The sequence below is a fragment of the Cupriavidus sp. 10L43_2 genome (assembly GCF_056395265.1).
This window is the reverse complement of record NZ_JBFTJE010000003.1, coordinates 1-26,081: the sequence shown is the minus strand read 5'-3', so window position 1 is coordinate 26,081 and position 26,081 is coordinate 1. Positions and strand designations below refer to the sequence as shown.

At 63.6% G+C, this 26,081-nt stretch carries 26 protein-coding genes; 18 read left to right on the top strand and 8 right to left on the bottom strand.

Features of this window, described 5'->3' with window-relative positions:
• Positions 1–178: 178 nt before the first annotated feature.
• The 4 genes from acnA to AC1DEL_RS04790 form a co-directional block, all read right to left on the bottom strand.
• Positions 179–2,884 carry an aconitate hydratase AcnA gene (acnA, locus tag AC1DEL_RS04805; protein ID WP_092290185.1) on the bottom strand — a complete coding sequence of 902 codons (2,706 nt, stop codon included), beginning with the start codon at positions 2,882–2,884 and terminating at the stop codon, positions 179–181.
• A gap of 199 nt (positions 2,885–3,083) precedes the next feature.
• Entirely contained in the window at positions 3,084–3,626 is a 543-nt protein-coding gene (locus tag AC1DEL_RS04800; protein ID WP_092290183.1) for a hypothetical protein, read from the bottom strand.
• A gap of 227 nt (positions 3,627–3,853) precedes the next feature.
• Positions 3,854–4,834 (bottom strand): HpcH/HpaI aldolase/citrate lyase family protein, encoded by a 981-nt coding sequence (locus AC1DEL_RS04795; RefSeq protein WP_092290181.1) that lies wholly within the window; start codon positions 4,832–4,834, stop codon positions 3,854–3,856.
• A gap of 128 nt (positions 4,835–4,962) precedes the next feature.
• Entirely contained in the window at positions 4,963–5,946 is a 984-nt protein-coding gene (locus AC1DEL_RS04790; protein ID WP_092290179.1) for a malate dehydrogenase, read from the bottom strand.
• 334 nt (positions 5,947–6,280) lie between these two features.
• Here AC1DEL_RS04790 and AC1DEL_RS04785 point away from each other — a divergent pair, with 334 nt between their 5' ends.
• The 12 genes from AC1DEL_RS04785 to AC1DEL_RS04730 all read left to right on the top strand — a co-directional run bounded on the left by AC1DEL_RS04785 (position 6,281) and on the right by AC1DEL_RS04730 (position 18,126).
• Positions 6,281–7,123, top strand: a complete 843-nt coding sequence (locus tag AC1DEL_RS04785) for a GntR family transcriptional regulator (RefSeq protein WP_092290175.1) — start codon at positions 6,281–6,283, stop codon at positions 7,121–7,123.
• A gap of 434 nt (positions 7,124–7,557) precedes the next feature.
• Complete coding sequence (gene sdhC, locus AC1DEL_RS04780; protein ID WP_092290173.1) at positions 7,558–7,968, top strand: succinate dehydrogenase, cytochrome b556 subunit; 411 nt, start codon at positions 7,558–7,560, stop codon at positions 7,966–7,968.
• An 11-nt stretch (positions 7,969–7,979) separates the two neighbouring features.
• Positions 7,980–8,345 carry a succinate dehydrogenase, hydrophobic membrane anchor protein gene (gene sdhD, locus AC1DEL_RS04775; RefSeq protein ID WP_092290168.1) on the top strand — a complete coding sequence of 122 codons (366 nt, stop codon included), beginning with the start codon at positions 7,980–7,982 and terminating at the stop codon, positions 8,343–8,345.
• Positions 8,346–8,348: 3 nt separating this feature from the next.
• Positions 8,349–10,127, top strand: a complete 1,779-nt coding sequence (gene sdhA, locus AC1DEL_RS04770; protein WP_477125532.1) for a succinate dehydrogenase flavoprotein subunit — start codon at positions 8,349–8,351, stop codon at positions 10,125–10,127.
• 34 nt (positions 10,128–10,161) lie between these two features.
• A complete protein-coding gene (locus tag AC1DEL_RS04765; RefSeq protein ID WP_092290164.1) occupies positions 10,162–10,863 on the top strand; it encodes a succinate dehydrogenase iron-sulfur subunit in 702 nt (233 codons plus the stop codon).
• Between the two features lie 128 nt (positions 10,864–10,991).
• Complete coding sequence (locus AC1DEL_RS04760) at positions 10,992–11,273, top strand: FAD assembly factor SdhE (RefSeq protein WP_092290162.1); 282 nt, start codon at positions 10,992–10,994, stop codon at positions 11,271–11,273.
• Positions 11,274–11,315: 42 nt separating this feature from the next.
• Entirely contained in the window at positions 11,316–12,617 is a 1,302-nt protein-coding gene (gene gltA / locus AC1DEL_RS04755; RefSeq protein WP_092290160.1) for a citrate synthase, read from the top strand.
• A 575-nt stretch (positions 12,618–13,192) separates the two neighbouring features.
• The gene (locus tag AC1DEL_RS04750; RefSeq protein WP_092290159.1) at positions 13,193–14,320 is read left to right on the top strand and encodes a branched-chain amino acid ABC transporter substrate-binding protein; all 1,128 of its coding nucleotides are present in this window, start codon (positions 13,193–13,195) and stop codon (positions 14,318–14,320) included.
• A 138-nt stretch (positions 14,321–14,458) separates the two neighbouring features.
• On the top strand, positions 14,459–15,385 hold the full coding sequence (gene livH / locus AC1DEL_RS04745; protein WP_092290158.1) for a high-affinity branched-chain amino acid ABC transporter permease LivH: 927 nt from the start codon (positions 14,459–14,461) through the stop codon (positions 15,383–15,385).
• Positions 15,386–15,395: 10 nt separating this feature from the next.
• Positions 15,396–16,661 (top strand): high-affinity branched-chain amino acid ABC transporter permease LivM, encoded by a 1,266-nt coding sequence (locus tag AC1DEL_RS04740; RefSeq protein ID WP_441590545.1) that lies wholly within the window; start codon positions 15,396–15,398, stop codon positions 16,659–16,661.
• A complete protein-coding gene (gene livG / locus AC1DEL_RS04735) occupies positions 16,658–17,425 on the top strand; it encodes a high-affinity branched-chain amino acid ABC transporter ATP-binding protein LivG (RefSeq protein ID WP_092290156.1) in 768 nt (255 codons plus the stop codon). The genes AC1DEL_RS04740 and livG overlap by 4 nt, the downstream gene beginning before the upstream one ends.
• Positions 17,425–18,126: an ABC transporter ATP-binding protein gene (locus AC1DEL_RS04730; protein ID WP_092290155.1), complete on the top strand. Its 702-nt coding sequence runs from the start codon at positions 17,425–17,427 to the stop codon at positions 18,124–18,126. The genes livG and AC1DEL_RS04730 overlap by 1 nt, the downstream gene beginning before the upstream one ends.
• A 49-nt stretch (positions 18,127–18,175) precedes the next feature.
• On the opposite strand, the gene AC1DEL_RS04725 is transcribed toward AC1DEL_RS04730, so the two are convergent.
• The 4 genes from AC1DEL_RS04725 to AC1DEL_RS04710 are packed head-to-tail and all read right to left on the bottom strand — an operon-like array spanning position 18,176 to position 20,058.
• Positions 18,176–18,532: a hypothetical protein gene (locus AC1DEL_RS04725; protein ID WP_477125533.1), complete on the bottom strand. Its 357-nt coding sequence runs from the start codon at positions 18,530–18,532 to the stop codon at positions 18,176–18,178.
• Positions 18,526–18,954 carry a hypothetical protein gene (locus AC1DEL_RS04720; protein ID WP_477125534.1) on the bottom strand — a complete coding sequence of 143 codons (429 nt, stop codon included), beginning with the start codon at positions 18,952–18,954 and terminating at the stop codon, positions 18,526–18,528. The genes AC1DEL_RS04725 and AC1DEL_RS04720 overlap by 7 nt, the downstream gene beginning before the upstream one ends.
• Positions 18,948–19,562, bottom strand: a complete 615-nt coding sequence (locus AC1DEL_RS04715) for a peptidoglycan recognition protein family protein (protein ID WP_092290153.1) — start codon at positions 19,560–19,562, stop codon at positions 18,948–18,950. Before AC1DEL_RS04715 ends, AC1DEL_RS04720 begins: the two co-directional genes overlap by 7 nt.
• A gap of 13 nt (positions 19,563–19,575) precedes the next feature.
• On the bottom strand, positions 19,576–20,058 hold the full coding sequence (locus tag AC1DEL_RS04710) for an Hcp family type VI secretion system effector (protein WP_477125535.1): 483 nt from the start codon (positions 20,056–20,058) through the stop codon (positions 19,576–19,578).
• Between the two features lie 364 nt (positions 20,059–20,422).
• On the opposite strand from AC1DEL_RS04710, the gene leuC reads away from it, so the two are divergent.
• The 6 genes from leuC to AC1DEL_RS04680 form a co-directional block, all read left to right on the top strand.
• Positions 20,423–21,832: a 3-isopropylmalate dehydratase large subunit gene (gene leuC, locus AC1DEL_RS04705; RefSeq protein ID WP_092290149.1), complete on the top strand. Its 1,410-nt coding sequence runs from the start codon at positions 20,423–20,425 to the stop codon at positions 21,830–21,832.
• A 47-nt stretch (positions 21,833–21,879) separates the two neighbouring features.
• Positions 21,880–22,011: an entericidin A/B family lipoprotein gene (locus tag AC1DEL_RS04700; protein WP_092290135.1), complete on the top strand. Its 132-nt coding sequence runs from the start codon at positions 21,880–21,882 to the stop codon at positions 22,009–22,011.
• 10 nt (positions 22,012–22,021) lie between these two features.
• Complete coding sequence (gene leuD, locus AC1DEL_RS04695) at positions 22,022–22,672, top strand: 3-isopropylmalate dehydratase small subunit (RefSeq protein WP_441590542.1); 651 nt, start codon at positions 22,022–22,024, stop codon at positions 22,670–22,672.
• Between the two features lie 33 nt (positions 22,673–22,705).
• Positions 22,706–23,773 carry a 3-isopropylmalate dehydrogenase gene (leuB, locus tag AC1DEL_RS04690; protein WP_092290132.1) on the top strand — a complete coding sequence of 356 codons (1,068 nt, stop codon included), beginning with the start codon at positions 22,706–22,708 and terminating at the stop codon, positions 23,771–23,773.
• A 288-nt stretch (positions 23,774–24,061) separates the two neighbouring features.
• Positions 24,062–25,198 (top strand): aspartate-semialdehyde dehydrogenase, encoded by a 1,137-nt coding sequence (gene asd, locus AC1DEL_RS04685; RefSeq protein WP_092290130.1) that lies wholly within the window; start codon positions 24,062–24,064, stop codon positions 25,196–25,198.
• Positions 25,199–25,492: 294 nt separating this feature from the next.
• On the top strand, positions 25,493–26,081 hold a 589-nt coding region (locus tag AC1DEL_RS04680; RefSeq protein ID WP_477125536.1), incomplete at its 3' end, for a type IV pilus assembly protein FimV.

The following is a 26,081-nucleotide window of genomic DNA, read 5'->3' as shown; positions in this document are numbered from 1 at the left end:
CTTATAGGGATGAACGCCGAATTGCGTAGGGACCAGTCTGGCAGTGCAGCCTTGCGTGGAACTTACGTGCCGGATCGGGGATAACCCGCAAGCTGGCCCGGCCGCGCGGCGCCCAGCAATGAAAAACGGCGCACCGTGGGGTGCGCCGTTGTCACTTCCTGGCCGGGGCCGGGACCGCTTATGCGGCCAGCAGCTGGCGCAGCACGAACGGCAGGATGCCGCCGTGGTTGTAGTAGTCCACCTCGATCGGGGTGTCGATGCGCAGTAGCACCGGCACGCGCTGCGTGTCGCCGTTGGCGCGATGGATCACCAGCACCACATCCTGCTGCGGCTTCAGGTCGCCCTCGATGCCTTCCACGTCGAAGGTCTCGTTGCCGATGATGCCGAGCGACTGCGCGCTGTCGCTGCCCTTGAACTGCAGGGGCAGCACGCCCATGCCGACCAGGTTCGAACGGTGGATCCGCTCGAAGCTGCGCGCCACCACGGCCTTCACGCCGAGCAGCTGCGTGCCCTTGGCCGCCCAGTCGCGCGAGGAACCCGTGCCGTACTCTTCGCCGCCGATTACCACCGTGGGCGTCCCCTCGGCGATGTACTTCATGGCGGCGTCGTAGATCGACATCTGTTCGCCGGTGGGCTGGTGCAGCGTCAGGCCGCCTTCCACGCGCGAGCCGTCGGCCTTGGGCGGAATCATCAGGTTCTTGATCCGCACGTTGGCGAACGTGCCGCGCATCATCACTTCATGGTTGCCGCGGCGCGAGCCGTAGCTGTTGAAGTCCGCCTTCAGCACGCCGTGCGCGAGCAGGTACTTGCCCGCCGGCGAGGTGTCCTTGATCGAGCCGGCCGGGGAGATGTGGTCGGTCGTCACGGAGTCGCCGAACACGCCCAGCGCCCGCGCGCCGCGCACGCTGGCCGAGGCAGCCTTCGGCTCGAGCTGGAAGTCCTGGAAGAACGGCGGCTCGGCGATGTAGGTGGAAGTCGGCCAGTCATAGACCTGCCCCGTGGTGCCCTTGATGTTGGCCCACAGCTTGCTCGGCTTCTTGACCTGCTCGTAGTTCGTCTTGAACACCTCGGCGTCCAGCGCGAACTTCAGCAGCGCCTGGATTTCCTCCGACGTAGGCCAGATATCGCCCAGCCAGACATCCTTGCCGTTCTTGCCCTTGCCCACCGGCTCGGTCATCAGGTCGCGCGTGACGTTGCCGGCGATGGCGTAGGCCACCACCAGCGGCGGCGAGGCGAGGAAGTTGGCGCGGATGTTCGGGTGGATGCGGGCCTCGAAGTTGCGGTTGCCCGACAGCACGGCGGCCGCGACGATGTCGTTCTGGACGATGGCCTCGTTCAGCGCCGGGGTCAGGTCGCCCGCATTGCCGATGCAGGTGGTGCAGCCGTAGGCCGTCACGCCGAAGCCAAGCTTCTCCAGGTACGGCAGCAGGCCGGTGGCGGTCAGGTACTCGGTCACAACGCGGCTGCCCGGGGCCAGCGACGTCTTGATGTGCGGCGCCACGTTCAGGCCGGCTTCCACCGCCTTCTTGGCCAGCAGGCCGGCGGCCAGCAGCACGCTCGGGTTGGAGGTGTTCGTGCACGAGGTGATGGCGGCGATCAGCACGTCGCCGCTCTTCACCTTCACGCCGTCGGTGTTGGTGTACTCGCGGTCCAGGTCATCGGCATTCTTGTTGAAGCCGTTCTCGGCCACCGGCTTGGAGAACAGCGAGGCGAAGGTGCTCTTGACGTTGCCGATCTCGATGCGGTCCTGCGGGCGCTTGGGGCCGGCCAGCGACGGCGCCACCGAGCCCAGGTCGAGCGTCAGCGTGGTGCTGTAGTCGATGTCGCCGGCCATCGGCACGCCGAACATCTCCTGGGCGCGGAAGTAGCCCTCGAACGCGGCGATTTCCTCGGCGGTGCGGCCGGTGCCCTTGAAATAGTCGATGGTCTTCTCGTCCACCGGGAAAAAGCCCATCGTGGCGCCGTACTCGGGCGCCATGTTGCCGATGGTGGCGCGGTCCGGGGTGGTCAGGCTGGCGGTGCCTTCGCCGAAGAACTCGACGAACTTGCCGACGACCTTCTCGCGGCGCAGCATTTCGGTGATGGTCAGCACCAGGTCGGTGGCGGTCACGCCCTCGCGCAGGCGGCCCTTCAGTTCCACGCCGACCACGTCAGGCGTCAGGAAGTAGACCGGCTGGCCCAGCATGCCGGCTTCGGCCTCGATGCCGCCCACGCCCCAGCCCACCACGCCGATGCCGTTGATCATCGTGGTATGCGAGTCGGTGCCAACGAGCGTGTCCGGATAGTAGACGCCGTCCTTCTTGTGCACGCCGCGCGCCAGGTATTCGAGGTTCACCTGGTGGACGATGCCGAAGCCCGGTTGCACCACGCCGAAGGTGTCGAAGGCCTGCATGCCCCACTTCATGAACTGGTAGCGCTCGTTGTTGCGCTTGAATTCCAGCTGCATGTTCAGGTCGAGCGCCTTTTTCTCGCGGAAATGGTCGATCTGCACCGAGTGGTCGACCACCAGATCCACAGGCACCAGCGGCTCGATCTTCTTGGGGTTCTTGCCCATCTTCTCGGCCACGTTGCGCATTGCGGCCAGGTCGGCCAGCAGCGGCACGCCCGTGAAGTCCTGCAGCACCACGCGGGCTACCACGAACGGGATCTCGTCCACGCGGTCGGCCTTGGGCTTCCAGTTGGCCAGTTGTCGAACGTGTTCCTCGGTGACCTTCTTGCCGTCGCAGTTGCGCAGCACCGATTCCAGCACCAGCCGGATCGAAATCGGCAGCCGTTCGATCTTCACGCCCAGTGCCTTGCCCAGCTGCGGCAGGGAGTAGTACTGGCCGCGGCCGCCGGTGGCGAGCTTGAATTCCTTGAGAGTTTTATTGAGATTGTGGGGCATTGCCTGACTCCAATCGAGGGATGACGCGGGACGCGATTTTCTAAACTTTCTTCTTCTTCAGACCCCGGTGCACGAGAGGGTTCCGCCGCCTTGACGCGGCGCGGCCGGAGATTCCCCGGACGCGCACCGTGACAACAAACTCAACTGCCGCGCGGCGAGGGGCCGCGCGAAGTACTGCAATGATCGCAAATTTACGACTTTACTGCTTCGGAGCCTGGGCGGCGGGGGCGGGCTGGGCTTCGGCGGCCGGGGCCGGAGCCATCAGCAGCGGCGTGGCCACCGGTGCGCGCAGGGCGCCGGCCTGGGTCGGGGCCGAGCCACCGGCCTGCATGTCGGCGTTCTGGCATTCGTCGGCCAGGCGCTGGCCCAGGTTCTTGTTGAACAGCATGGCCTTGCCCGGGATCACGACGAGGTCGAGGCCCGATTGCTGGTCGAAGTAGCGGTCGGCGCCGGTCACGGTGGACTGGCGCGGCAGGCGGTAGTCACGGCCTTGCCAGTGCACGGTCAGCACTTCGTCGCGCAGCATGTTGCCATTGATATAGATGACGTTGCCCAGCTCGCACTGCCACTTCTCGCCGGACGGCGTGGCGGGGGCGGCGGCAGCAGTCGTGGCCTTCTTGCTGGACTTGGCGGGCGCTTTCTTGGTCGCAGCCGGCTTCTTGGCGGGTTCCTGAGCCATGGCGGTGGAGGCGACGGTCAGCGAGAGGGCGCCGAGCAAGGAGGCAAGCACGATCTTTTTCATGGGTATTCCTTCCGGATTTTGAATGATTACTTGGGGGCTCTGATATTGGGCGGGGCCGGGTGCCCGTGCGGACGCCCGGCAACTTTCCGCCGCTATTCTCTACGATTTGCCTGACAGGGCGAAGTCCGTCATCTATTGGTTACACAATCGGAAATGTCTGGTTTGCCATGGGGCACTTCAGGCCGGAAAAGGGCAGTATCCGCGCGCGGAGGCGTCACCCGGGTCATTCAGTCGAAGAACAGCTCGGCCGCCGCTGCCGGCAGGTGGGTGCCCGTCGCGTGGGCACGCTGCAACAGCGCCCAGTAGTACCGGTAGCTGGCGCGGTCGTGCAACTGGCCGTCATGGCGGATTGGCGCCCAGTTGTTCTCGTGCGCGGCCAGCAGAATCTCGCTGGCCGCGCCGATCTCGGTGTCGGTGGGGCGGAAAGCGGCCACGATCGGGGCAATCTGGCCCGGATGGATGCTCCACTTGCGCAGGTAGCCGAACTCGGCGCGGGCGCGGCTGGCGTCTTCGCCGGCGCGCTGCGGATGCTGAACGTCCGTGCTGACGTTGTGCGACGGCACTTTGCCGTGGCGATGGCAGGCCGCCGAGATCTCCAGCATCGCGCGGCGGATCAGCGGGTATTCGAACTGGCCCGGCGAGCGCATCGCATCGCCCGGAATGGCGCCGTGGTGCGCGGAGACGAAGTCCATCAGCCCGAAGCTGAGGCACTCCACCTGGACCAGCGCGGCGATATCGAAGACCTGTTCGAGTGCTGCATGTGTCTCAATCAGCACATGAATCGGGATATGCCGGGCGATGCCGGCACTGCGCGCCACGTGGTTGACGTGGTCGGTCACCCGGGCCACTTCCACCACATCGGTCACCTTCGGCACCACGACGTAGGCCAGCCGCGCGCCAGCGGCGGCGACCAGGATGTCGATGTCCTCGCGCCAGTGCGGGTGGGCCGGGTCGTGGATGCGCACGCCCACGCGATTGTGGACGTTCGCGGGGCTGTTGATCAGCTGGGCGCACAGCGTGGCGTGCTCGCGCTCCAGACCGACGGCGGCGCCGTCCTCGCAATCGAACGTGATGTCGAACACGGGCCCAAGCTCTTGCTGCAGGGCCAGCGACTTGCGCATGAGCTTTTCGCTGCCGGCATAGTGGTCACACACCGGCAACTGGACCGGGATGGCTTCGCCCTGGAACAAGACCTCGGAAGGATGCACGTTGAATACTTATGGAGTGGGGGGTAATTGACGAGACAAAGCCCGCGCCCATGAAAAAACCGGGGTCCGCGCCGATTGTTGCATCGATGCGGGACCCCGGTTCGTCATGCGCGGGAAGCTCCGGAAGATCAGCCCAGCAGATGCTGCACGCCGGCCTTTTCTTCTTCCAGTTCCTTCAGGGTGATGTTGATCTTTTCCTGGCTGTAGGCGTCGATCTCCAGACCCTTCACGATTTCATACTTGCCGTTGGCGGTGGTCACCGGGTAGCCGAACATGGTGTCGGCCGGGATGCCGTATTCGCCGTTCGACGGGATGCCCATCGTGACGACCTTGCCGTTCGAGCCCAGTACCCAGTCGTGCACGTGGTCGATGGCGGCGTTGGCGGCCGAGGCAGCCGACGACAGGCCACGGGCCTCGATGATGGCGGCGCCGCGCTTGCCAACGGTCGGCAGGAACACGTCGTTGTTCCAGACCGGGTCGTTGATCATGTCCTTGACGCTCTTGCCGTCCACGGTGGCGTAGCGGTAGTCGGCGTACATGGTCGGGCTGTGGTTGCCCCACACGAACATCTTCTCGATCGACGCCACCGGCTTGCCGGTCTTGGCGGCGATCTGCGACAGCGCGCGATTGTGGTCCAGGCGCAGCATCGCGGTGAAGTTCTCGCGCGGCAGGCTCGGGGCCGACTTCATGGCGATGTAGGCGTTGGTGTTGGCCGGGTTGCCCACCACCAGCACCTTGACGTTGCGGCTCGCCACTTCGTCGAGCGCCTTGCCCTGCACCGTGAAGATCTGGGCGTTGGCTTCGAGCAGGTCCTTGCGTTCCATGCCCTTGCTACGGGGACGGGCGCCAACCAGCAGGGCCACGTCGGCGTCCTTGAAGGCAACCTTGGGGTCATCGGTGATGACCACGCCGGCCAGCAGCGGGAACGCGCAGTCTTCCAGTTCCATCACCACGCCCTTGACGGCGGCCTGGGCTTGCGGGAGGTCGAGCAGTTGGAGGATAACCGGCTGGTCTTTGCCGAGCATGTCGCCATTGGCGATGCGGAACAGCAGGGAATAGCCGATCTGGCCAGCGGCGCCGGTCACTGCGACGCGCATTGGGGCTTTAGCCATGAGTAAATCTCCAAACGAAATGAGGGGTAACCGGTCAGTGGCGCCTGCCGCACGGGGCGGGCGCGTCGCGTGTCGCCACGGGGCAGGCTGGCGTCCGCCGCGTCGGGGGCGACAAGGCGTAAGTCTACTACTGCTATGTGGTGCGCCGCATCCCGAACGGTGCCGCAATGCCCGAATCCGGGTCTTGCGGGGGATGGCGGCCGGGGGCGGCGGCGCGGACTGCGCGAGTGTAGGACGGGCCTCCGTGACTGTCAATTTATATGTCTTATATAAGACATAAGACATTTCATAGCGTGCTGGACGCGATTCTCGATTTTGTGGTGAAATCCGGGCTATGTCATCCCTGCCCACGTCCCTGTCCGCCGCAGCCGGCAACGGCGCGCCGGAATCTGGCGCCCCCCAGAGCGGTGCCGGGACGCAGCCGCCCGCCGCCAATGCGCCGGCCGGCCCGGTCAATCCCTCGCCCACGTTCAGTCCCCTCTATCAGCAGATCAAGGCCCTGATCACCCAGAGCCTGCAGTCCGGCGAATGGAAACCGGGCGAAATGATCCCGAGCGAGATGGACCTGGCCGCGCGCTACAAGGTCAGCCAGGGCACGGTGCGCAAGGCCATCGACGAACTGGCTGCCGAGAACCTGGTGGCCCGCCGGCAGGGCAAGGGCACTTTCGTGACCACGCACTATGAGGACGTGGTCAAGTTCCGTTTCCTGCGGCTGGTACCCGACGAGGGCGAGCCGCACTATGGCGCGAGCCGGGTGCTGGAATGCAAGCGCCTGCGCGCGCCGGCCGAGATCGCACGGCTGCTGGATATCCGTACCGGCGACAGCGTCGTGCAGATCCGCCGCGTGCTGACATTTTCGAATGAAGCCACGGTGCTGGACGAGATCTGGCTGCTGGGTACCAATTTCAAAGGACTGACGGCCGAGAAGCTCAACGAGTGGAAGGGCCCGATGTACGCGCTGTTCGAGGCCGAGTTCGGCACGCGCATGATCCGCGCCACGGAAAAGATTCGGGCGGTTTCTGCCGATAATACGGCGGCCGAGTTGCTGTCCGTGGCCGCGGGTACGCCGCTGCTGTCGGTGGAGCGGGTATCGTTCACCTATGGCGATCGTCCGGTGGAAGTCCGCCGCGGCCTCTATGTGACCACCCGGCACTATTACCAGAATGACTTGAGTTAATGCATGGTGGCGATGCTCGCCAGGGTCGGAGCTCGATTATTGCGGCGCCTGCAGATGACCTGTGCCGACCGTTGCGGCCATTGAATGGAATCATCGGGAATGCGCCGGGGAGAAGTCCGATCCGGCGTGGTGCGCGAAGTATTGCGTGCGATTGTCGGGCACGCCGGGTTGGTGCGCGATAGCTGAAAATTATTGGTGCGGCGCGCAACAAAGGCGCTAAAATCATCTGGATTTGCTCCAGTGCATTCATTTGCATCCAGCGCAACCCACGCGCAGGATCCAAACCGGTGCGCACCGGAAGGCGGGTGTGTCCCGTGCCTTCAAGGTACCCGGAGTCGCGTCACTGCGCAATCGTGTAGCGATCCGGTGAAACCCGGAGCAATGGCAGTTTTCGTTCTTTTGCAGTTTTTTTTCTACCGCAAATGGGGTCTCGCATGGCTGAAGCCGTCAAACAAGCCAGGCCGGAGTTCCGGAACATCGGTATTGCGCAAATCGCGCGTTATCGGTTGCCCTGGGCCGGCAAGGTATCCATCCTGCATCGCGTCAGCGGTGCATTGATGTTCCTCCTCCTTCCGTTCGTTCTGTACCTGTTTGAGCAGAGCGTCACGTCCGAGCTGAGCTTCGCCAAGTTCTCGGCACTGCTGTCCAACGGCTTCGTCAAACTGGTCATCCTGGCGCTGATCTGGGGTTACCTGCATCACTTCTGCGCTGGCATCCGCTTCCTGCTGCTCGACGTGCACGTCGGCGTGGCAAAGCCCACGTCTGCAAAGTCGGCCGTCGCGGTGCTCGTCGTCAGCCTGCTGCTCACCCTGATTTTCGGGCTGAAGCTATTCGGCCTGTTCTGAGGAGAATCAAGGTGGCAAACAATAATATCGGTCCCAAGCGTCTTGTCGTCGGTGCGCACTACGGTCTGAAGGACTGGCTGGCGCAACGCGTGACCGCCGTGATCATGGTGCTGTTCACCGTGATCCTGGCGGGTGTGTACCTGGCTTTCGGCAATCCGTCGTACGAAGGCTGGGCAGGTCTCTTCTCCAACCAGTGGATGAAGATCCTGACGTTCCTCACCATCCTCTCGCTGCTGTATCACGCCTGGTTTGGCGTGCGCGACATCTGGATGGACTATGTGAAGCCGATGGCCGTGCGCCTCGTGCTGCAAGTTCTTACGATTCTGTGGCTCGTCGGTTGTGCGGGCTACGCTGCTCAGATTCTCTGGAGGGTGTAATAAATGGTCGCAGTCAAGACTGGATTGCCGCGTCGTCGGTTTGACGTGGTCATCGTCGGGGCGGGCGGCGCCGGGATGCGCGCATCCCTCCAGCTCGCGGAAGCCGGCCTGAACGTGGCCGTGCTGTCGAAGGTTTTCCCCACCCGCTCGCACACCGTGGCGGCGCAGGGTGGCATCGGTGCCTCGCTCGGCAACATGAGCGAGGACAACTGGCACTATCACTTCTACGACACCATCAAGGGCTCGGACTGGCTGGGCGACCAGGACGCCATCGAGTTCATGTGCCGGGAAGCGCCGAAGGTCGTGTACGAGCTCGAGCACTTCGGCATGCCGTTCGACCGTAATGCCGATGGCACGATCTACCAGCGTCCGTTCGGCGGCCACACGGCCAACTACGGCGAGAAGCCCGTGCAGCGTGCCTGCGCCGCGGCTGACCGTACCGGCCACGCGCTGCTGCACACGCTGTACCAGCGTAATGTGCGCGCAAAGACACATTTCTTCGTCGAATGGATGGCGCTGGACCTGATCCGCGACGAAGACGGTGATGTGCTGGGCGTGACCGCGCTGGAAATGGAGACCGGCGAGGTCTACATCCTCGAAGCCAAGACCACCCTGTTCGCCACCGGCGGCGCGGGCCGGATCTACGCGGCTTCCACCAACGCCTTCATCAACACGGGCGATGGCCTGGGCATGGCGGCACGTGCCGGCGTACCCCTGGAAGACATGGAGTTCTGGCAGTTCCACCCGACCGGCGTGGCCGGCGCGGGCGTGCTGATCACGGAAGGCGTGCGTGGCGAGGGCGGCATCCTGCGTAACAAGGATGGCGAGCGCTTCATGGAGCGCTATGCCCCGACGCTGAAGGATCTGGCGCCGCGTGACTTCGTGTCGCGCTCGATGGACCAGGAAATCAAGGAAGGCCGTGGCTGCGGCCCGAACGGCGACTACGTGCTGCTCGACCTGACCCACGTCGGTGCCGAGACCATCATGAAGCGCCTGCCGTCGATCCGAGAAATCGGCATGAAGTTCGCCAACGTCGACGCGATCAAGGAACCGATCCCCGTCGTGCCGACCATCCACTACCAGATGGGCGGTATCCCGACGAACTTCCACGGTCAGGTCGTGGTGCCGAAGAACGGCAACCCGAACGAGATCGTGAACGGCTTCTACGCGATCGGCGAATGCTCCTGCGTGTCGGTGCACGGCGCCAACCGCCTGGGCACGAACTCGCTGCTGGATCTGGTGGTGTTCGGCCGTGCGGCCGGCAACCACATCATCGCCAACGCGAACAAGCAGAAGGAACACAAGCCGCTGCCGGCTGACGCCGCGGACCGCGCCATGTCGCGCCTGGCCAAGCTGCAGGGCACGACCTCGGGCGAATACACCCAGGACGTGGCCAACGACATCCGCCGCAACATGCAGTCGCATGCCGGCGTGTTCCGTACGCAGAAGCTGATGGACGAAGGCGTCGAGCGCATCCTGGAAGTGGCGGAGCGTGCCAACAACATCCACCTGAAGGACAAGTCCAAGGTCTTCAACACCGCGCTGGTGGAAGCCCTGGAAGTGTCGAACCTGGTGGAAGTGGCCAAGGCGACGATGATCTCGGCCGCGGCCCGCAAGGAATCGCGTGGCGCCCACGCCCACAGCGACTTCCCGAACCGCGACGACAACAACTGGCTCAAGCACACGCTGTTCTACAGCGAAGGCAACCGCCTCGACTACAAGCCGGTGAAGATGGAGCCGCTGACAGTGGAATCGGTTCCGCCGAAGGCCCGTACCTTCTGAGCCCCGCATCGTAGAGACAACAGGACCCACAGAAATGAAGCGTATTTTCGAAGTCTACCGCTACGATCCGGACAAGGACGACGCGCCCCGCATGCAGACCTACGAGGTAGAACTCGACGGTCACGAGCGCATGCTGCTCGATGCGCTGGTCAAGCTGAAGAAGCTCGACGAGACCATCTCGTTCCGCCGTTCGTGCCGTGAAGGCGTGTGCGGTTCGGACGCGATGAACATCAACGGCAAGAACGGCCTGGCCTGCCTGACGAACATGCGCGAGCTGCCGGACCGCATCGTGCTGCGTCCGCTGCCCGGCCTGCCGGTGGTGCGCGACCTGATCGTCGACATGACGAACTTCTTCAAGCAGTACAACTCGATCAAGCCGTTCCTGATCAACGACGAGCCGCCGCCCGAGAAGGAGCGTCTGCAGTCGCCGCAGGAACGTGACGAGCTGGACGGCCTGTACGAGTGCATCTTGTGCGCGAGCTGCTCCACGTCCTGCCCGTCGTTCTGGTGGAACCCGGACAAGTTCGTCGGCCCGGCCGGCCTGCTGCAAGCCTACCGCTTCATCGCGGATAGCCGCGATCAGGCCACCGGCGAGCGTCTGGACAACCTGAACGACCCGTACCGCCTGTTCCGCTGCCACAGCATCATGAACTGCGTCGACGTGTGCCCGAAGGGTCTCAACCCGACGAAGGCCATCGGCAAGATCAAGGAACTGATGGTTCGCCGCGCGGTATAAACCAGCGGTATAAACTGCCTCCTGCCACCACGCGGGAGGCTGCAGTATCGCAGTCTGCAGTTGAAGTAAGCGGCGCGTCAGCCTGTTGAGGTATATCAGGTGACGCGCCGATCGCAAGAAGGCTGACCATGAGTCTTTCCACCACTTTCTCCCATCAGGCCGATCCGCATAAGCGCGCCCGGTTGCGCTGGCGTGCCCGCCGCGGCCTCCTGGAGAACGACATCATCGTCGAACGTTTCTTCAACCGTTACGAGGAGAGCCTGTCCGATGAGGACGTGGCATCGCTGGGCGAGCTGTTCGAGCTCAGCGACAACGAGTTGATGGACCTGCTGCTTGTCCGCAAGGAGCTGGACGGTGAGCTCGACACGCCCCCGATGCACCGGGTCCTGGACCTGCTGCGTTCGGTCTGAGTTTGGTCAACACTATTATTCACAGCATTTGAAGGAACCGACATGACGCCGTCCGATGTGAAAGCCACGCTATCGTTTTCCGATGGTTCCCCCAGCGTTGAGCTGCCGATCTACAAGGGTACCGTTGGCCCCGACGTGATCGACATTCGCAAGCTGTACGGACAGACCGGCAAGTTCACCTATGACCCGGGGTTCATGTCGACTGCGTCGTGCAACTCCAAAATCACCTACATCGACGGTGACAAGGGCGAACTGCTGTACCGCGGCTATCCGATCGAGCAGCTGGCAGGCAAGTGCGATCACCTGGAAACCTGCTACCTGCTGCTGAAGGGCGAACTGCCCAACGCCAAGCAGAAGGAAGAGTTCGTCAACAGCGTGATGAACCACACGATGGTTCACGAGCAGCTGCAATTCTTCCTGCGCGGCTTCCGCCGCGATGCCCACCCGATGGCCGTGCTGACGGGTCTCGTGGGCGCGATGAGCGCGTTCTACCACGACGCGATGGACATCGATGATCCGCACCAGCGCGAGATCTCGGCCATCCGCCTGATCGCCAAGATGCCGACCCTCGTGGCCATGGCATACAAGTACAACATCGGCCAGCCGTACATCTACCCGCAGAACGACCTGTCCTACTCGGGCAACTTCCTGCGCATGATGTTTGGCACGCCGTGCGCCCCGTACACCGTGAACCCGGTGCTCGAGCGCGCGCTGGACCGCATCTTCATCCTGCACGCAGACCACGAGCAGAACGCCTCGACCTCGACGGTGCGCCTGGCTGGCTCGTCGGGCACGAACCCGTTCGCCGCCATCGCCGCTGGCGTGGCCTGCCTGTGGGGTCCGGCCCACGGCGGCGCCAACGAAGCTGCGCTGAAGATGCTGGAAGAGATTGGCAGCGTGGACAACATCAACGAGTTCATCAAGCAGGTCAAGGACAAGAACTCGGGCGTGCGCCTGATGGGCTTTGGCCACCGCGTGTACAAGAACTACGATCCGCGCGCCAAGCTGATGCGCGAAACCTGCCATGAAGTGCTGAACGAACTGGGCCTGCACAACGACCCGCTGTTCAAGCTCGCCATGGAACTGGAAAAGATCGCGCTGGAAGACGAGTACTTCGTGAGCCGCAAGCTGTACCCGAACGTGGACTTCTACTCGGGTATCGTGCAGCGCGCGCTGGGCATCCCGACCTCGCTGTTCACCTGCATCTTCGCCCTGGCACGTACGCCGGGCTGGATCTCGCAGTGGGAAGAGATGATCACGGACCCCGAGTACAAGATCGGCCGTCCGCGCCAGCTCTTCAACGGCAACGCCGCCCGCGAAGTGCCGGACATGGCCAAGCGCTGATCCCGCCGCGCGAGCGCAGGGTGGCCTAGTCGCCTTGCACTGCAGCAAACACAAACGCCCCGGCTTGCCGGGGCGTTTGTTTTTCCGGCGGCGTGGCGTTGTGCGGCGCCGCGCCAGGGTCATCTGCGCAGCTATGCACAACAGTTGTGAAAGGCCATTTTTGCGACGATTCCTGCCATGCGAAGGTTGCAACTGTCTACATTTGTTGTCTGATTTTCGGCAAAGTCGGGAACTATCGCCCCAACGGGTTGCAACTTCCCTCTATAATGCGGGCTGCTTTTGCCACCGGCAGCCGGGCCACCCTTCCGGCACGTCGCGAGGCAAGGCGGGGCAGGCGAAGCGCTTGCGCAATAGAGAACGCATCAACGTTGTCTTTCCGAACTTTTGGCGCCACGGGCTTCCGGGCGCTGACACATGCCGGGCCCCGCATCGCTTCACGTCTTCATCGCAGGCCCGTCTTCCGCTTCGGGTCGTCCCTCCGCCACCTCTGGCGGCTCTCCCCGCGGGTGTTGTTCGATTGCGCTGGTCATGCCGCCTCTGCCCGGAATGACCTAAACATAATCGAGGAGCTCCTGATGACGTTGTCCCGTCTCACGTCCACTGCCATGGCCGCCGTGATTGCCACCGCCGGCCTCACTGCCGCCAGCCTGGCCCACGCCGAAACCGTCAAGATCGCCATCGCCGGCCCCATGAGCGGCTCGGTCGCCCAGTACGGCGACATGGTCAAGGCCGGTGCCCTGACCGCCATCGAACAGATCAATGCCGCGGGCGGTGCCGGTGGCAACAAGCTCGAAGTGGTGCTGATGGACGACGCCTGCGAGCCGAAGCAGGCCGTGGCGGTTGCCAACAAGGTCGTGAGCCAGAACATCCGCTTCGTGATTGGCCACGTGTGCTCCGGCTCGACGATCCCGGCATCGGATATTTACGAGAACGAAGGCATCGTGATGGTCACGCCGTCGGCCACCGCGCCGCAGCTGACCGAGAACAAGAAGCGCAAGTTCATCTTCCGCACCATCGGCCGTGACGACCAGCAGGGTCCTGCCGCTGCCCAGTACATCATCGGCAAGGTCAAGCCGAAGAAGGTGGCTGTGCTGCACGACAAGCAGTCGTACGGCCAGGGCATCGCCTCTTCGGTGAAGAAGGACCTGGAAGCGGCCAAGATTCCCGTGGCCGTGTTCGAAGGCATCAACGCCGGCGATTCGGACTACTCCGCTGTCATCACGAAGCTGAAGTCGCAGGGCGTGGACTTCGTCTACTTCGGCGGCTATCACCCGGAAATGGGCCTGCTGCTGCGCCAGGCGCGCGAGCAGGGCGTGAAGGCCACGTTCATGGGCCCCGAAGGCGTGGGCAACAAGGACGTGACGGCCATCGCCGGCCCGTCGTCGGAAGGCATGCTGGTCACGCTGCCGGCCGACTTCTCGGCCGACCCGGCCAACGCCGCGCTGGTGAAGGCCTTCGCCGACAAGAAGCGCGACGCCAACGGCCCGTTCCAGATGCCCGCCTACGCCGCCGTGAAGATCATCGGCGACGCCATCGCCGGCGCCAAGAGCACGGACCCGGCCAAGGTGGCCGCGTACATGCACAAGAACGCGTTCACCACGCCGATCGGCAAGGTTGAGTACGACGAGAAGGGCGATCTGAAGTCGTTCAAGTTCGTCGTCTACACGTGGCACAAGGACGCCACGAAGACCGCCGCCAACTAAGTCCGGCGCCAGTCTGGCGAAACGCCTCGCTCCCGCATAGGGAGCGGGGCGTTTTGGTATCGGTTCGATGTCGGATAGTCGTCACATCATGATGGCCCGCGCGCCGCATCGGGCTCCCCGATCCACAAGGTCCCCCGCATGAACGAATTCCTTCCACAGTTCACCCAGCAGCTGGTCAACGGCCTGACACTGGGTGCGATCTATGCGCTGATCGCCATTGGCTACACCATGGTCTACGGCATCATCGGCATGATCAACTTTGCCCACGGCGAGATCTACATGATCGGCGCCTACGTGGGCCTCGTGACCCTGACCGCCATCGGCGCGCAGGCCGGCTACCCGCTGCCGCTGGTGCTGGGTGCTGCGCTGATCGTGTCCGTGGCCGTCACCGGCTGTTATGGCTTTGCCGTGGAGCGCGTGGCGTATCGCCCCTTGCGCGGCGGGCCGCGCCTTGTGCCGTTGATCTCGGCCATCGGCATGTCGATTTTTCTTCAGAACTACGTCCAGATCGGGCAAGGTGCACGCGACGTGTCCGTGCCGGTGCTGATCTCGGGTGCCATCGAATTCCAGATGGGCAGTGACTTCGTCGTGACCGTGCCGTATTCGCGCCTGCTGATCGTGGGCGTGACGCTGGTGCTGATGGTGGCGCTGACGCTGTTCATCGGCCACTCGCGCATGGGTCGCGCCTGCCGCGCCTGTGCGGAGGACATGCGCATGGCCAACCTGCTCGGCATCGACACGAACCGCGTGATCTCGTTCACCTTCGTGCTCGGCGCGATGCTGGCCGCCGTGGGCGGCGTGCTGATCGGGCTGACCATCGGCAAGCTCAATCCCTTCATCGGTTTCATTGCCGGCATCAAGGCCTTTACGGCCGCCGTGCTGGGCGGCATCGGCAGCATTCCGGGCGCGATGCTCGGCGGCGTGCTGCTGGGTCTGGCCGAAACCTTCGCCTCCGGCTACATGCCGGCCGAGTACAAGGATGTGGTGGCCTTCGGCCTGCTGGTCCTGGTGCTGCTGTTCCGTCCGACCGGCCTGCTTGGCAAGCCGGATGTGGAAAAGGTCTGAGGAGGGCGCCATGACACAAGCGATGTATCAAAAATCCGTCTCGCATTCCGTCGCGCAGACGATGAAAAACGCGGTGACGGCGGCCGTGATGACGGCCATCCTCACCATTCCCGTGCTGGGCCTGCAACTGAAGCTGGACGGCTACAAGGTGGTGCTGGAGCCACACTGGCGGCCGGTCTGGATCGCCGTGGCGGCCGTTTTCGTCTTTCAGCTGCTCAAGCCGCTGCTCACGCGGGCCCGTAGCGCCGTGAAGCTGCCCGCCGCGCCGGCGATGGGCGCGCAGCAGCAGCGCGTGGTGATCTGGGTGCTGCTGGCGGTGGGGCTGGTCTGGCCGTTCTTTGGCTCGCGCGGCGCGGTGGACGTGGCCACGCTTGCCCTGATCTACGTGATCCTGGGCCTGGGCCTGAACATCGTGGTGGGCTTCGCTGGCCTGCTCGACCTGGGCTACGTGGGCTTCTACGCGGTGGGCGGCTATACGTATGCGCTGCTCAACCAGTATTTCGGGTTCACGTTCTGGGAGTGCCTGCCGATTGCTGCGGGCATGTCGGCGCTGTTCGGCTTCGTGCTCGGCTTCCCCGTGCTGCGGCTGCGCGGCGACTACCTGGCCATCGTCACGCTCGGCTTCGGTGAAATCATCCGCCTGCTCTTGAACAATCTGACCAGCCTGACTGGCGGCCCGGACGGCGTCTCGGGCATTCCGAAGCCGACCGTGTTCGGCATCGAGATGGCGCGTAGCGCGAGCGTGGAAGGCACGCGCACGTTCCACGAAATGATCGGGCTCGACTACACCGGACAGCACATGGTGATCTTCCTGTACCTGCTGGCGCTGCTGCTGGTCGGTTTCACCCTGTTCGTGACGAGCCGCCTGATCCGCATGCCGATGGGCCGCGCCTGGGAGGCGCTGCGCGACGACGAGATCGCCTGCCGCTCGCTGGGCCTGAATCCCACGCGCATCAAGCTGTCGGCATTCACGCTGGGCGCCTCGTTCGCGGGGCTGGCCGGCGCGTTCTTCGCGGCGCGCCAGGGGCTGGTCAATCCGGAATCGTTCACGTTTATCGAATCGGCGTTGATCCTGGCCGTGGTGGTGCTGGGCGGCATGGGCTCGCAGCTGGGCGTGATCCTGGCAGCCATCCTGCTGACCGTGCTGCCCGAGGTGGCGCGCGATTTTGCCGAATACCGCATGCTGATTTTCGGCCTGGTGATGGTGCTGATGATGATGTGGCGTCCGCAGGGCTTGCTGCCCGCGAGCCGTCCCCACGTGGAGTTGCCGCAATGAGCGCGGAAATGCTGAAAGTATCCGGCCTGCAGATGCGCTTTGGCGGGCTGCTGGCCGTGGACGGCATCGATTTCGATGTGCGTCGCGACGAGGTCTTCGCCATCATCGGCCCGAACGGCGCCGGCAAGACCACGGTGTTCAACTGCGTGGGCGGCTTCTACAAGCCCACCGGCGGCGAAGTCACGCTGGACGGCCAGGCCATCGCCGGCCTGCCGAGCCACCAGGTGGCGCGGCGCGGGCTGGTGCGCACGTTTCAGAATATTCGCCTGTTCAAGTCGCTGACCGTGGTGGAGAACCTGCTCGTGGCGCAGCACCTGCAGGTCAAGGCCGGCCTGCTGCGCGGGCTGTTCGCCACGCCGGCCTACCGCCGCGCCGAGCGCGAGGCGCTGGAGCGCGCCGCCGTCTGGCTCGAACGCATGGGCCTGACCTCGGTGGCCAATCGCGAGGCGGGCACGCTGTCCTATGGACACCAGCGCCGGCTCGAGATCGCGCGCTGCATGATCACCAAGCCGCGCCTGCTGATGTTGGACGAACCGGCGGCGGGCCTGAATCCGCAGGAAAAGATCGAACTGCAACAATTGATCGACAAATTGCGCCACGAATTCAACATTTCGGTGCTGCTGATCGAGCATGACATGAGCCTCGTCATGGGCGTGTCCGACCGCATCCTCGTGATGGAGCACGGCAAGCCGATCGTCATCGGCAAGCCGGACGAAGTGCGCAACGACCCGCGCGTGATCAAGGCCTACCTGGGAGAGGACTGATGCTGAAGCTGGAACAGGTCCATACCCACTATGGCGCCGTGGAAGCGCTGAGCGGCGTATCGATCGAAGTGAACAAGGGCGAAATCGTCACGCTGATCGGTAGCAACGGCGCAGGCAAGACCACGCTGATGATGACCGTGTGCGGCTCGCCGCGCGCCTCGAGCGGCCGCGTGTCGTTCGAGGGGCAGGACATCACGCAGCGCAATACCCACGAGATCATGCGCATGGGCATGGCGATCTCGCCGGAGGGGCGGCGAGTGTTCCCGAGCCTGACCGTGCTGGAAAACCTGAAGATGGGCGCGTTTTTCGCCAGCCGGCACGACATCGAGGCCGGCATCGAGCACGTTTTCAAGCTTTTTCCGAGGCTGAACCAGCGCTCGGGCCAGCGTGCGGGCACGATGTCCGGCGGCGAACAGCAAATGCTGGCCATCGGCCGCGCCCTGATGAGCCGCCCCCGTCTGCTGCTGCTGGACGAGCCAACGCTGGGCCTCGCCCCGCTGATCATCGCCCAGATCTTCGACATCATCCGCACCATCCGTGACGAAGGCGTCACGGTGTTCCTGGTCGAGCAGAACGCCAACAAGGCCCTGCAGGTGGCCGACCGGGGCTACGTGCTGGAGACCGGGAAGGTGGTGCTGGCAGATACCGGGGAGAATTTGCTGGCGAATGACCGGATACGGGCGGCGTATTTGGGTGGGTGAGGGAGGGTGGACAGAGCTTGGAGTCCAGGCTCTGCCCTCCATATATCGCTTACCGCTTGAAGAGTCGGTTGAGAAGCGAGCACCTCTTTGGGTGTGAGCTATTCGCTCTCAGGTATTCCTCCGACTCTTTGGCGTCTTGATCGACATCGCGCTCCGAGAAAGACTCGAAGACAAACGCAATTGCCTCTCGCCATTCAGGGCTGGCCTGCCAGCCGTCTAGATAGAGATCCCGTTGTATCGACGTCAGCGACGCCCAGAAGGGCCTCCATTCCCGGTCGAACCATGGTTCGGCTACACCTTGTCTGACATGTGGCGCCAGTTCGCCAGATTCGATGTGCGGGAACACGATCCAAGGCGGCTGGGGAGCGTCCGGATAGTGCTCCACGCGGCCTTGGGCCGTCAGCATTCGGGCTCGTCGCTAAGACCATATGCGCAAGCGAACGGGTCGTGCCATTTGTTGCGTTTGTAGAGCAGGTCGACCGTATTGCCTCCTAACCAGAATAATGTAGAGGTCCCTCCTGAGTAGAGCCGGAATCTGCCGGAAGTGTTATCGCTGAACGATACCTCGCCGATCGCAAAGCATGGGGAATAACGCTCGTGCGTCAGAATGCGGCTCTCTATCGGATAGGCCTTGGAGAAGTACCGTTTCACTTGGCTGACTGTTGGCTTGAAGGTCTTACAGTTTTCCGTGAGGCTGGCGTCGTCAGTGTGCGAGGTTAAACCCGTTTCCTTGATGACTACCTTTGTCACTGTTCTCTCTTGGGCCGTTACAGGTAACGCGTAAAGTGCGGCCATCATAGAGACACTGATCAGTCCGAGCTTTACCATTCTGCTGTGCTCGCCTCGGTTAAGTTCTTATATGAGACCTGAGGATGTCGATAAATCTCTCCGGTCGGAACTTTGAACGTTGCAACCAGTTCCGCGATGAGCCAGCGGAGAGACGCATTTTGCTGGGTGGTGACGTTCTCGTAGACCCTTGCGGTCTTGCTGTCGCTGGCTGGATCAATCGGCATGGATTTCCCCACGATTTCGATACCGATGGAGTCGTCGCTGGAAGGGTAGCGCTCGGGCCAAGGCTTCTTGTGTTCGTGTATCGATAGCTTTGTATATTGAAGTTGAATTGCAGTGGTCAGCTTCAATTCAGCAGGCGAGCATTTGTGCGTAACAATGCAGCGTGACTGTAGCTTTCCCACGTGTCTGGTAATTTTCTTCAGCGAAGCTGTTTGATATATCGTCCCGTCCTTGTCGATCAGGAAATGGGCGCCGAGCGCGCCTTTCGCTCGATAGCTGCTGAATGTACTTTCAGTTGTAGAGCCATCTGTCTGGTGAACGATAATCCCATTTACCCTGTCCATCGGCCCCCGCTCAATGTTCGGGAAGATCTTGACCTTGACGCGTTCAGCGTCGACTCGACCATTCTTGTCGATAAAGAACATATGTGTCTCCCAGTCAGATTGATTTGTTTACCTTCACGTCATAACCCATGCTGACCGTCCCGGCGCTACCGCCCGACGCGTTCTGCACGACGTATTCCTGCTTCACTCGCGAGAATGAAAGGCTGACTTCTTCCCGGGGCGCGCGCATATTGATGTTGTGAGCTGGTTTCACCTGCGTGATCAGGACGTCCTCCATCGTGATCCTAAGAAACTCAAGCGGCTTGCCACCCGCCTTGCGCATCGTCAGCACTGCGCTGCCGATATGTTTCCCGGTCAGGCAGCACTGAATCAGATTGGGCGTGGCGCGGTCGACATAGTGTTCGAACGTCAGGTCCTCAACGGTCGCCTTGCCTGCGCCGCCGCCCCTTCCTGCGTGCGTGTTCGATGGCTGCTTCACCGACCATTCCCACGTCAGAACCTCAATCTCCTTCGAATGGCTGGCGTCCGTCGCTTCGCCCTCGATTCCTGTCAGCTTCAAGAAGATGTCCTGCGCCATCAGATGCTCCCGTCGTTGGTTGAGAAACAACTCAGGGAGCCTATCGATCGGCAAAGAAGTGATCTATAGAACTAGTTCGAAAGGCGCCGCCGCCCCGGACTTGCCGCCACCCACCCCCTTTTCGCCAACCGCGAAATCCCCCTTTCGCCAATGACTACCGGGCGGTTGGCAGCGTCTGACCGCTTGGGCGGGCCCCCGCGTGGCATAATCGATTGCGATGTCAAGCAATCACCGGCCACGCCGGAGGCGCGGCACAATAGCGGCGCCGACCCGCGAAGGCATCCGGTAAATAACAATCCCCTGCAAACCACTGCGCGGACCTGCGCCGTTCCTGCCCGGACGGACGGTTCGCCCCCCCTGCATCATGGCCAAGACGCTCTACGACAAACTCTGGGATGACCACACCGTCCACGTCGAGGAAGACGGCACGACGCTGCTCTACATCGATCGCCACCTGCTGCACGAAGTGACCAGCCCGCAGGCGTTCGAGGGGCTGAAGCTGGCGGAGCGTCCGGTGTGGCGCATCAGCGCGAACCTGGCCGTGTCCGACCACAACGTCCCGACCACGGACCGTACGGAAGGCATCACCGACCCCGTCTCGAAGCTCCAGGTCGATACGCTCGACGCCAACTGCGACGCCTTCGGCATCACCCAGTTCAAGATGAACGATCACCGCCAGGGCATCGTCCACGTGATCGGGCCGGAGCAGGGCGCCACGCTGCCGGGCATGACGGTGGTCTGCGGCGACTCGCACACCAGCACGCACGGCGCGTTCGGCGCGCTGGCGCACGGCATCGGCACGTCCGAGGTGGAGCACGTGCTGGCCACGCAGACGCTGCTGGGCAAGAAGGCCAAGAACATGCTGATCCGTGTGGAAGGCAAGCTGCCGCGCGGCTGCACCGCCAAGGACATCGTGCTGGCCATCATCGGCAAGATCGGCACGGCTGGCGGTACCGGCTACACCATGGAATTCGCCGGGTCCGCCATCCGCGACCTGACGATGGAAGGCCGCATGACCGTCTGCAACATGGCGATCGAAGCTGGCGCGCGCGCCGGCATGGTGGCCGTGGATGACGTGACGCTGGAATACGTGAAGGGTCGTCCGTACGCGCCGCAGGGCGTGGAATGGGACCAGGCCGTGGCCTATTGGCGCACGCTGCATTCGGACGCAGGCGCCCACTTCGACAAGGTGGTTGAACTGCGCGGCGAGGACATCCGTCCGCAGGTCACCTGGGGCACGTCGCCCGAGATGGTGGTCAGCATCGAGGACCGCGTACCCGATCCCGAGAAGGAAAAAGACCCGAACCGCCGCAACGCCATGGAGCGCGCGCTCGAGTACATGAACCTGCAGCCGAACGTGCCGATGGAGTCGATCCAGATCGACAAGGTGTTCATCGGCTCCTGCACCAACAGCCGCATCGAGGACATGCGCGCCGCCGCCTGGGTGGTGCAGAAGCTGGGCCGCAAGGTAGCCGGCAACGTGAAGCTGGCGATGGTGGTGCCGGGCTCGGGCCTGGTGAAGGCGCAAGCCGAGCGCGAAGGGCTGGACAAGGTCTTCAAGGCCGCCGGCTTCGAATGGCGCGAGCCGGGCTGCTCGATGTGCCTGGCGATGAACGCCGACCGGCTGGAGCCGGGCGAGCGCTGCGCTTCCACCTCGAACCGCAACTTCGAAGGCCGCCAGGGCGCCGGCGGCCGGACCCACCTGGTCAGCCCGGCGATGGCCGCCGCCGCTGCCATCGAGGGTCATTTCGTCGACATCCGAAAGCTGGGCTGAGGCGTTACGCAACGGCATCCGTACACGGCTAATCGAATAAGCAGAACATGAAAAAGATCGTGATCACGTTCCTGGCATGCCTGGGCATGCTGCAACTGGCTGGCTGCAACACGATGGCTGGCATCGGCAAGGACACGCAGGCCGCCGGGCGTTCCCTCGAGAACGCGGCGCGCAAGTAAGGACATACTCATGGACAAGTTCACCGTACACAGCGGCCTCGTGGCGCCGCTGGACCGCGAAAACGTCGACACCGACGCCATCATCCCGAAGCAGTTCCTGAAGTCGATCAAGCGCACGGGCTTCGGCCCGAACCTGTTCGACGAATGGCGCTACAAGGACGTCGGCCAGCCCGGCCAGGACAACAGCAAGCGCCCGCTGAACCCGGACTTCGTGCTGAACCAGCAGCGCTACCAGGGCGCGAGCATCCTGCTGGCACGCAACAACTTCGGCTGCGGCAGCTCGCGCGAGCACGCGCCGTGGGCGCTCACGCAATACGGCTTCCGCGCCGTCATCGCGCCGAGCTTCGCCGATATCTTCTTCAACAACTGCTACAAGAACGGCCTGCTGCCGGTGGCGCTGACCGACCTCCAGGTCGACCACCTGTTCAACGAGACCAACGCGTTCCCGGGCTACCAGCTGACCATCGACCTGGACAAGCAGGTGGTGCTCACGCCGGGCGGCAACAGCTACCCGTTCGACATCGCCCCGTTCCGCAAGTACTGCATGCTGAACGGCTTTGACGACGTGGCGCTGACGCTGCGCCACAAGGACAAGATCAAGGCGTACGAAGCCGAGCGCCTGACGAAGATGCCCTGGCTGGGCAATCGCCTTGTCGGCTGACCGCGCAAGACACACTCCAATACAGGAAGACAGATGAAGATTGCAGTCCTGCCGGGTGACGGCATTGGTCCCGAGATCGTTGCCGAAGCTGTCAAGGTGCTCAACGCCCTCGACGAGAAATTCGAACTGGAAACGGCGCCGGTCGGCGGCGCCGGCTACGAGGCCGAAGGCCATCCGCTGCCCGAGAACACGCTGAAGCTGGCCAAGGAGGCCGATGCCATCCTGTTCGGCGCCGTGGGCGACTGGAAGTACGACAGCCTGGAGCGGCCGCTGCGCCCGGAGCAGGCCATCCTGGGCCTGCGCAAGCACCTGCAGCTGTTCGCGAACTTCCGCCCGGCGATCTGCTACCCGGAGCTGACCGGCGCCTCGAGCCTGAAGCCCGAACTGGTGGCCGGCCTGGACATCCTGATCGTGCGTGAGCTGAACGGCGACATCTACTTCGGTCAGCCGCGCGGCATGCGCGAGGCCCCGGACGGCCTGTTCAAGGGCGCCCGCGAAGCCTTCGACACGATGCGCTACAGCGAGCCCGAGATCCGCCGCATCGCCCACGTGGCGTTCCAGGCCGCAGCCAAGCGTGGCAAGAAGCTGTGCAGCGTGGACAAGGCCAACGTGCTGGAGACGTTCCAGTTCTGGAAGGACATCGTGATCGATGTCAGCAAGGAATATCCGGACGTCGAGCTGTCGCACATGTACGTCGACAACGCGGCCATGCAGCTGGTCAAGGCGCCGAAGAGCTTCGATGTGATCGTTACCGGCAATATGTTCGGCGACATCCTGTCCGACGAGGCCGCGATGCTGACCGGTTCCATCGGCATGCTGCCGTCGGCGTCGCTCGATGCCAACAACAAGGGTCTGTACGAGCCGTCGCACGGCTCGGCGCCGGACATCGCCGGCAAGGGCGTGGCCAATCCGCTGGCCACCATCCTCTCCGCCGCGATGATGCTGCGCTACTCGCTGAACAAGGCCGACCAGGCCGACCGCATCGAGAACGCCGTCAAGAAGGTGCTGGCCCAGGGCTACCGCACCGGCGACATCCTCACGCCGGGCTGCAAGCAGGTCGGCACGCGGGAGATGGGCGAAGCCGTGCTGGCTGCGCTGTAATCGGCCGTTTTTTGCCAGTTCGTGCCAAAAACGGGGCCTTCGGGCCCCGTTGGCGCAAGAAAATCGTGTAGACTCCGCGAATGGTCCGAATTCCCCAGTTCCTCGCTACTGCCATCGCTGCCGTCATCACGGCCGGCGTGGGTTCGCGCGACCATACCGCGACGATTAAAACCATTACTACCAAAACGATCCCCTAAGATCGTTCGTCGTGCCTGCCCGTCTTCCCCGCGCAGCGTACGCCGGGCGAGGAAAATGGCGGGGAAGTACTCATCACATCCGAGGTAAGTCATGATTGTAGGTCTCGTCGGTTGGCGAGGAATGGTCGGCAGCGTCCTGATGCAACGCATGCAGGAAGAGCGCGATTTCGACCATATCGAGCCCGTTTTCTTCAGCACGTCCAACGCCGGCGGCAAGGCCCCGGCCATGGCGAAGAACGAAACCACGCTGAAAGATGCCAACGACATCGACGCACTGAAGCAGTGCGACGTGGTGCTCACCGCCCAGGGCGGCGACTACACCAGCGATGTCTTCCCGCGCCTGCGCGCGGCCGGCTGGAACGGCTACTGGATTGATGCGGCGTCTTCGCTGCGCATGAAGGACGACGCGATCATCGTGCTCGACCCCGTCAACAATGACGTGATCAAGGATGCACTTTCGAAGGGCGTCAAGAACTTCATCGGCGGCAACTGCACGGTCAGCTGCATGCTGATGGGCCTCGGCGGCCTGTTCGAGAACGACCTGATCGAGTGGATGACCTCCATGACCTACCAGGCGGCCTCGGGCGGCGGCGCGCAGCATATGCGCGAGCTGCTGACGCAGTTCGGCACCTTGAACGCCTCGGTCAAGCCGCTGCTGGACAACCCCGCCTCGGCCATCCTCGAGATCGACCGCACCATCCTGGCCACGCAGCACGGCCTGTCGGCGGACGAAACCAAGCAATTCGGCGTGCCGCTGGCCGGCAACCTGATTCCCTGGATCGACAAGGATCTGGGCAACGGCGTGTCGCGCGAAGAATGGAAGGGCGGCGCCGAGACCAACAAGATCCTGGGTCGCGGCGATGGCTTCCTGGGCGCGACCGGGGCCACCCCGATCGCCGTGGACGGCCTGTGCGTGCGGATTGGCGCCATGCGCTGCCACTCGCAGGCGCTGACCATCAAGCTGCGCAAGGATGTGCCGCTGGACGAGATCGAAGGCATGCTGGCCTCCCACAACCCGTGGGCCAAGGTGGTGCCGAACACGCGCGAAGCGAGCATGACCGACCTGACCCCGGCTGCCGTGACCGGCACGCTGAGCATTCCGGTGGGTCGCCTGCGCAAGATGCAGATGGGCGGCGAGTACCTCTCGGCCTTCACGGTGGGCGACCAACTGCTGTGGGGCGCCGCCGAGCCGCTGCGTCGTATGCTGCGCATTCTGATCGAGAAGTAAGCAGGTACTGAGTCTCCCCGGCATTCGTTGCGGGGAGGCAACAGAATCCGCCGCTTTCCTGCCAACGCCGCGCCCCAGCGCGGCGTTGTTACGTTCGGACCCCTATTTTTCCCAGGCTTGCGTCACAATACAGCCGGCATTCGCCTGGCCAAGGGGTCACCGTCGCGTCATTGCGGCGAAGGGGTGAGACAATCGGGCACGACGTTTTTTTCGTCCGCACCGGCCGTCCGCCCGCCTGCCAGGCATTTGGGTCGGGTTTATTTTTCGCTACTAGAAACATAAATGGAGCACGAGGTGAGTGTGAGCCTACATCGCCGGAAAGATGCGCCTACTGTCCGTCAGCGCTGGTCAACGCTGGCCGTCACGGCTCTCGGTTTGCTGCTGATGCAGCCCGCCGCGTACGCCGCGGGGTTCGGACAATTACGGGTACAGTCCAATCTGGGGCAACCGCTCCAGGCTGAAATCGATATCAGCGGCGTTTCGGCCGAGGAAGCGGACAGTCTCAACGTCAAGCTTGCCTCGCCGGCCGCCTATGCCAGGGCAGGGCTGACGTACCTGCCGGCCGTGTCCGGCGTGCGACTCCAGGTGGAGCAGCGCCCCAACGGCACCTATGTGGCAACCGTCCGTTCCAACCAGCCGATCAGCGAGCCGTTCGTCGACATCCTCGTCGACATGAGCTGGTCGAGCGGCAAGGTGACGCGCGCCTACACGTTCCTGCTCGATCCAGCGGGCGCGAAGTCCAACCAGAGCTTCGCCCCGACCACGGTGGTGCAGGCGGCTACGCCCGATGCGTCCCCGGCCGAGGCCCCCGCGCAGGCGGCCAAGCCCGCCGCGCCGGTGCCGGCCGCCGCGTCGTCGGAGGCCGCTCGCCCGGCTCCGGCCC

Excerpts from the sequence above, each read along its gene's own strand:
- acnA (WP_092290185.1), bottom strand. The coding sequence starts at position 2,884 with ATGCCCCACAATCTCAATAAAACTCTCAAGGAATTCAAGCTCGCCACC.
- AC1DEL_RS04800 (WP_092290183.1), bottom strand. The coding sequence starts at position 3,626 with ATGAAAAAGATCGTGCTTGCCTCCTTGCTCGGCGCCCTCTCGCTGACC.
- AC1DEL_RS04790 (WP_092290179.1), bottom strand. The coding sequence starts at position 5,946 with ATGGCTAAAGCCCCAATGCGCGTCGCAGTGACCGGCGCCGCTGGCCAG.
- AC1DEL_RS04785 (WP_092290175.1), top strand. The coding sequence starts at position 6,281 with ATGTCATCCCTGCCCACGTCCCTGTCCGCCGCAGCCGGCAACGGCGCG.
- sdhC (WP_092290173.1), top strand. The coding sequence starts at position 7,558 with ATGGCTGAAGCCGTCAAACAAGCCAGGCCGGAGTTCCGGAACATCGGT.
- sdhA (WP_477125532.1), top strand. The coding sequence starts at position 8,349 with ATGGTCGCAGTCAAGACTGGATTGCCGCGTCGTCGGTTTGACGTGGTC.
- AC1DEL_RS04765 (WP_092290164.1), top strand. The coding sequence starts at position 10,162 with ATGAAGCGTATTTTCGAAGTCTACCGCTACGATCCGGACAAGGACGAC.
- AC1DEL_RS04760 (WP_092290162.1), top strand. The coding sequence starts at position 10,992 with ATGAGTCTTTCCACCACTTTCTCCCATCAGGCCGATCCGCATAAGCGC.
- gltA (WP_092290160.1), top strand. The coding sequence starts at position 11,316 with ATGACGCCGTCCGATGTGAAAGCCACGCTATCGTTTTCCGATGGTTCC.
- AC1DEL_RS04750 (WP_092290159.1), top strand. The coding sequence starts at position 13,193 with ATGACGTTGTCCCGTCTCACGTCCACTGCCATGGCCGCCGTGATTGCC.
- livH (WP_092290158.1), top strand. The coding sequence starts at position 14,459 with ATGAACGAATTCCTTCCACAGTTCACCCAGCAGCTGGTCAACGGCCTG.
- AC1DEL_RS04740 (WP_441590545.1), top strand. The coding sequence starts at position 15,396 with ATGACACAAGCGATGTATCAAAAATCCGTCTCGCATTCCGTCGCGCAG.
- livG (WP_092290156.1), top strand. The coding sequence starts at position 16,658 with ATGAGCGCGGAAATGCTGAAAGTATCCGGCCTGCAGATGCGCTTTGGC.
- AC1DEL_RS04730 (WP_092290155.1), top strand. The coding sequence starts at position 17,425 with ATGCTGAAGCTGGAACAGGTCCATACCCACTATGGCGCCGTGGAAGCG.
- AC1DEL_RS04725 (WP_477125533.1), bottom strand. The coding sequence starts at position 18,532 with ATGCTGACGGCCCAAGGCCGCGTGGAGCACTATCCGGACGCTCCCCAG.
- AC1DEL_RS04720 (WP_477125534.1), bottom strand. The coding sequence starts at position 18,954 with ATGGTAAAGCTCGGACTGATCAGTGTCTCTATGATGGCCGCACTTTAC.
- AC1DEL_RS04715 (WP_092290153.1), bottom strand. The coding sequence starts at position 19,562 with ATGTTCTTTATCGACAAGAATGGTCGAGTCGACGCTGAACGCGTCAAG.
- AC1DEL_RS04710 (WP_477125535.1), bottom strand. The coding sequence starts at position 20,058 with ATGGCGCAGGACATCTTCTTGAAGCTGACAGGAATCGAGGGCGAAGCG.
- leuC (WP_092290149.1), top strand. The coding sequence starts at position 20,423 with ATGGCCAAGACGCTCTACGACAAACTCTGGGATGACCACACCGTCCAC.
- AC1DEL_RS04700 (WP_092290135.1), top strand. The coding sequence starts at position 21,880 with ATGAAAAAGATCGTGATCACGTTCCTGGCATGCCTGGGCATGCTGCAA.
- leuD (WP_441590542.1), top strand. The coding sequence starts at position 22,022 with ATGGACAAGTTCACCGTACACAGCGGCCTCGTGGCGCCGCTGGACCGC.
- leuB (WP_092290132.1), top strand. The coding sequence starts at position 22,706 with ATGAAGATTGCAGTCCTGCCGGGTGACGGCATTGGTCCCGAGATCGTT.
- asd (WP_092290130.1), top strand. The coding sequence starts at position 24,062 with ATGATTGTAGGTCTCGTCGGTTGGCGAGGAATGGTCGGCAGCGTCCTG.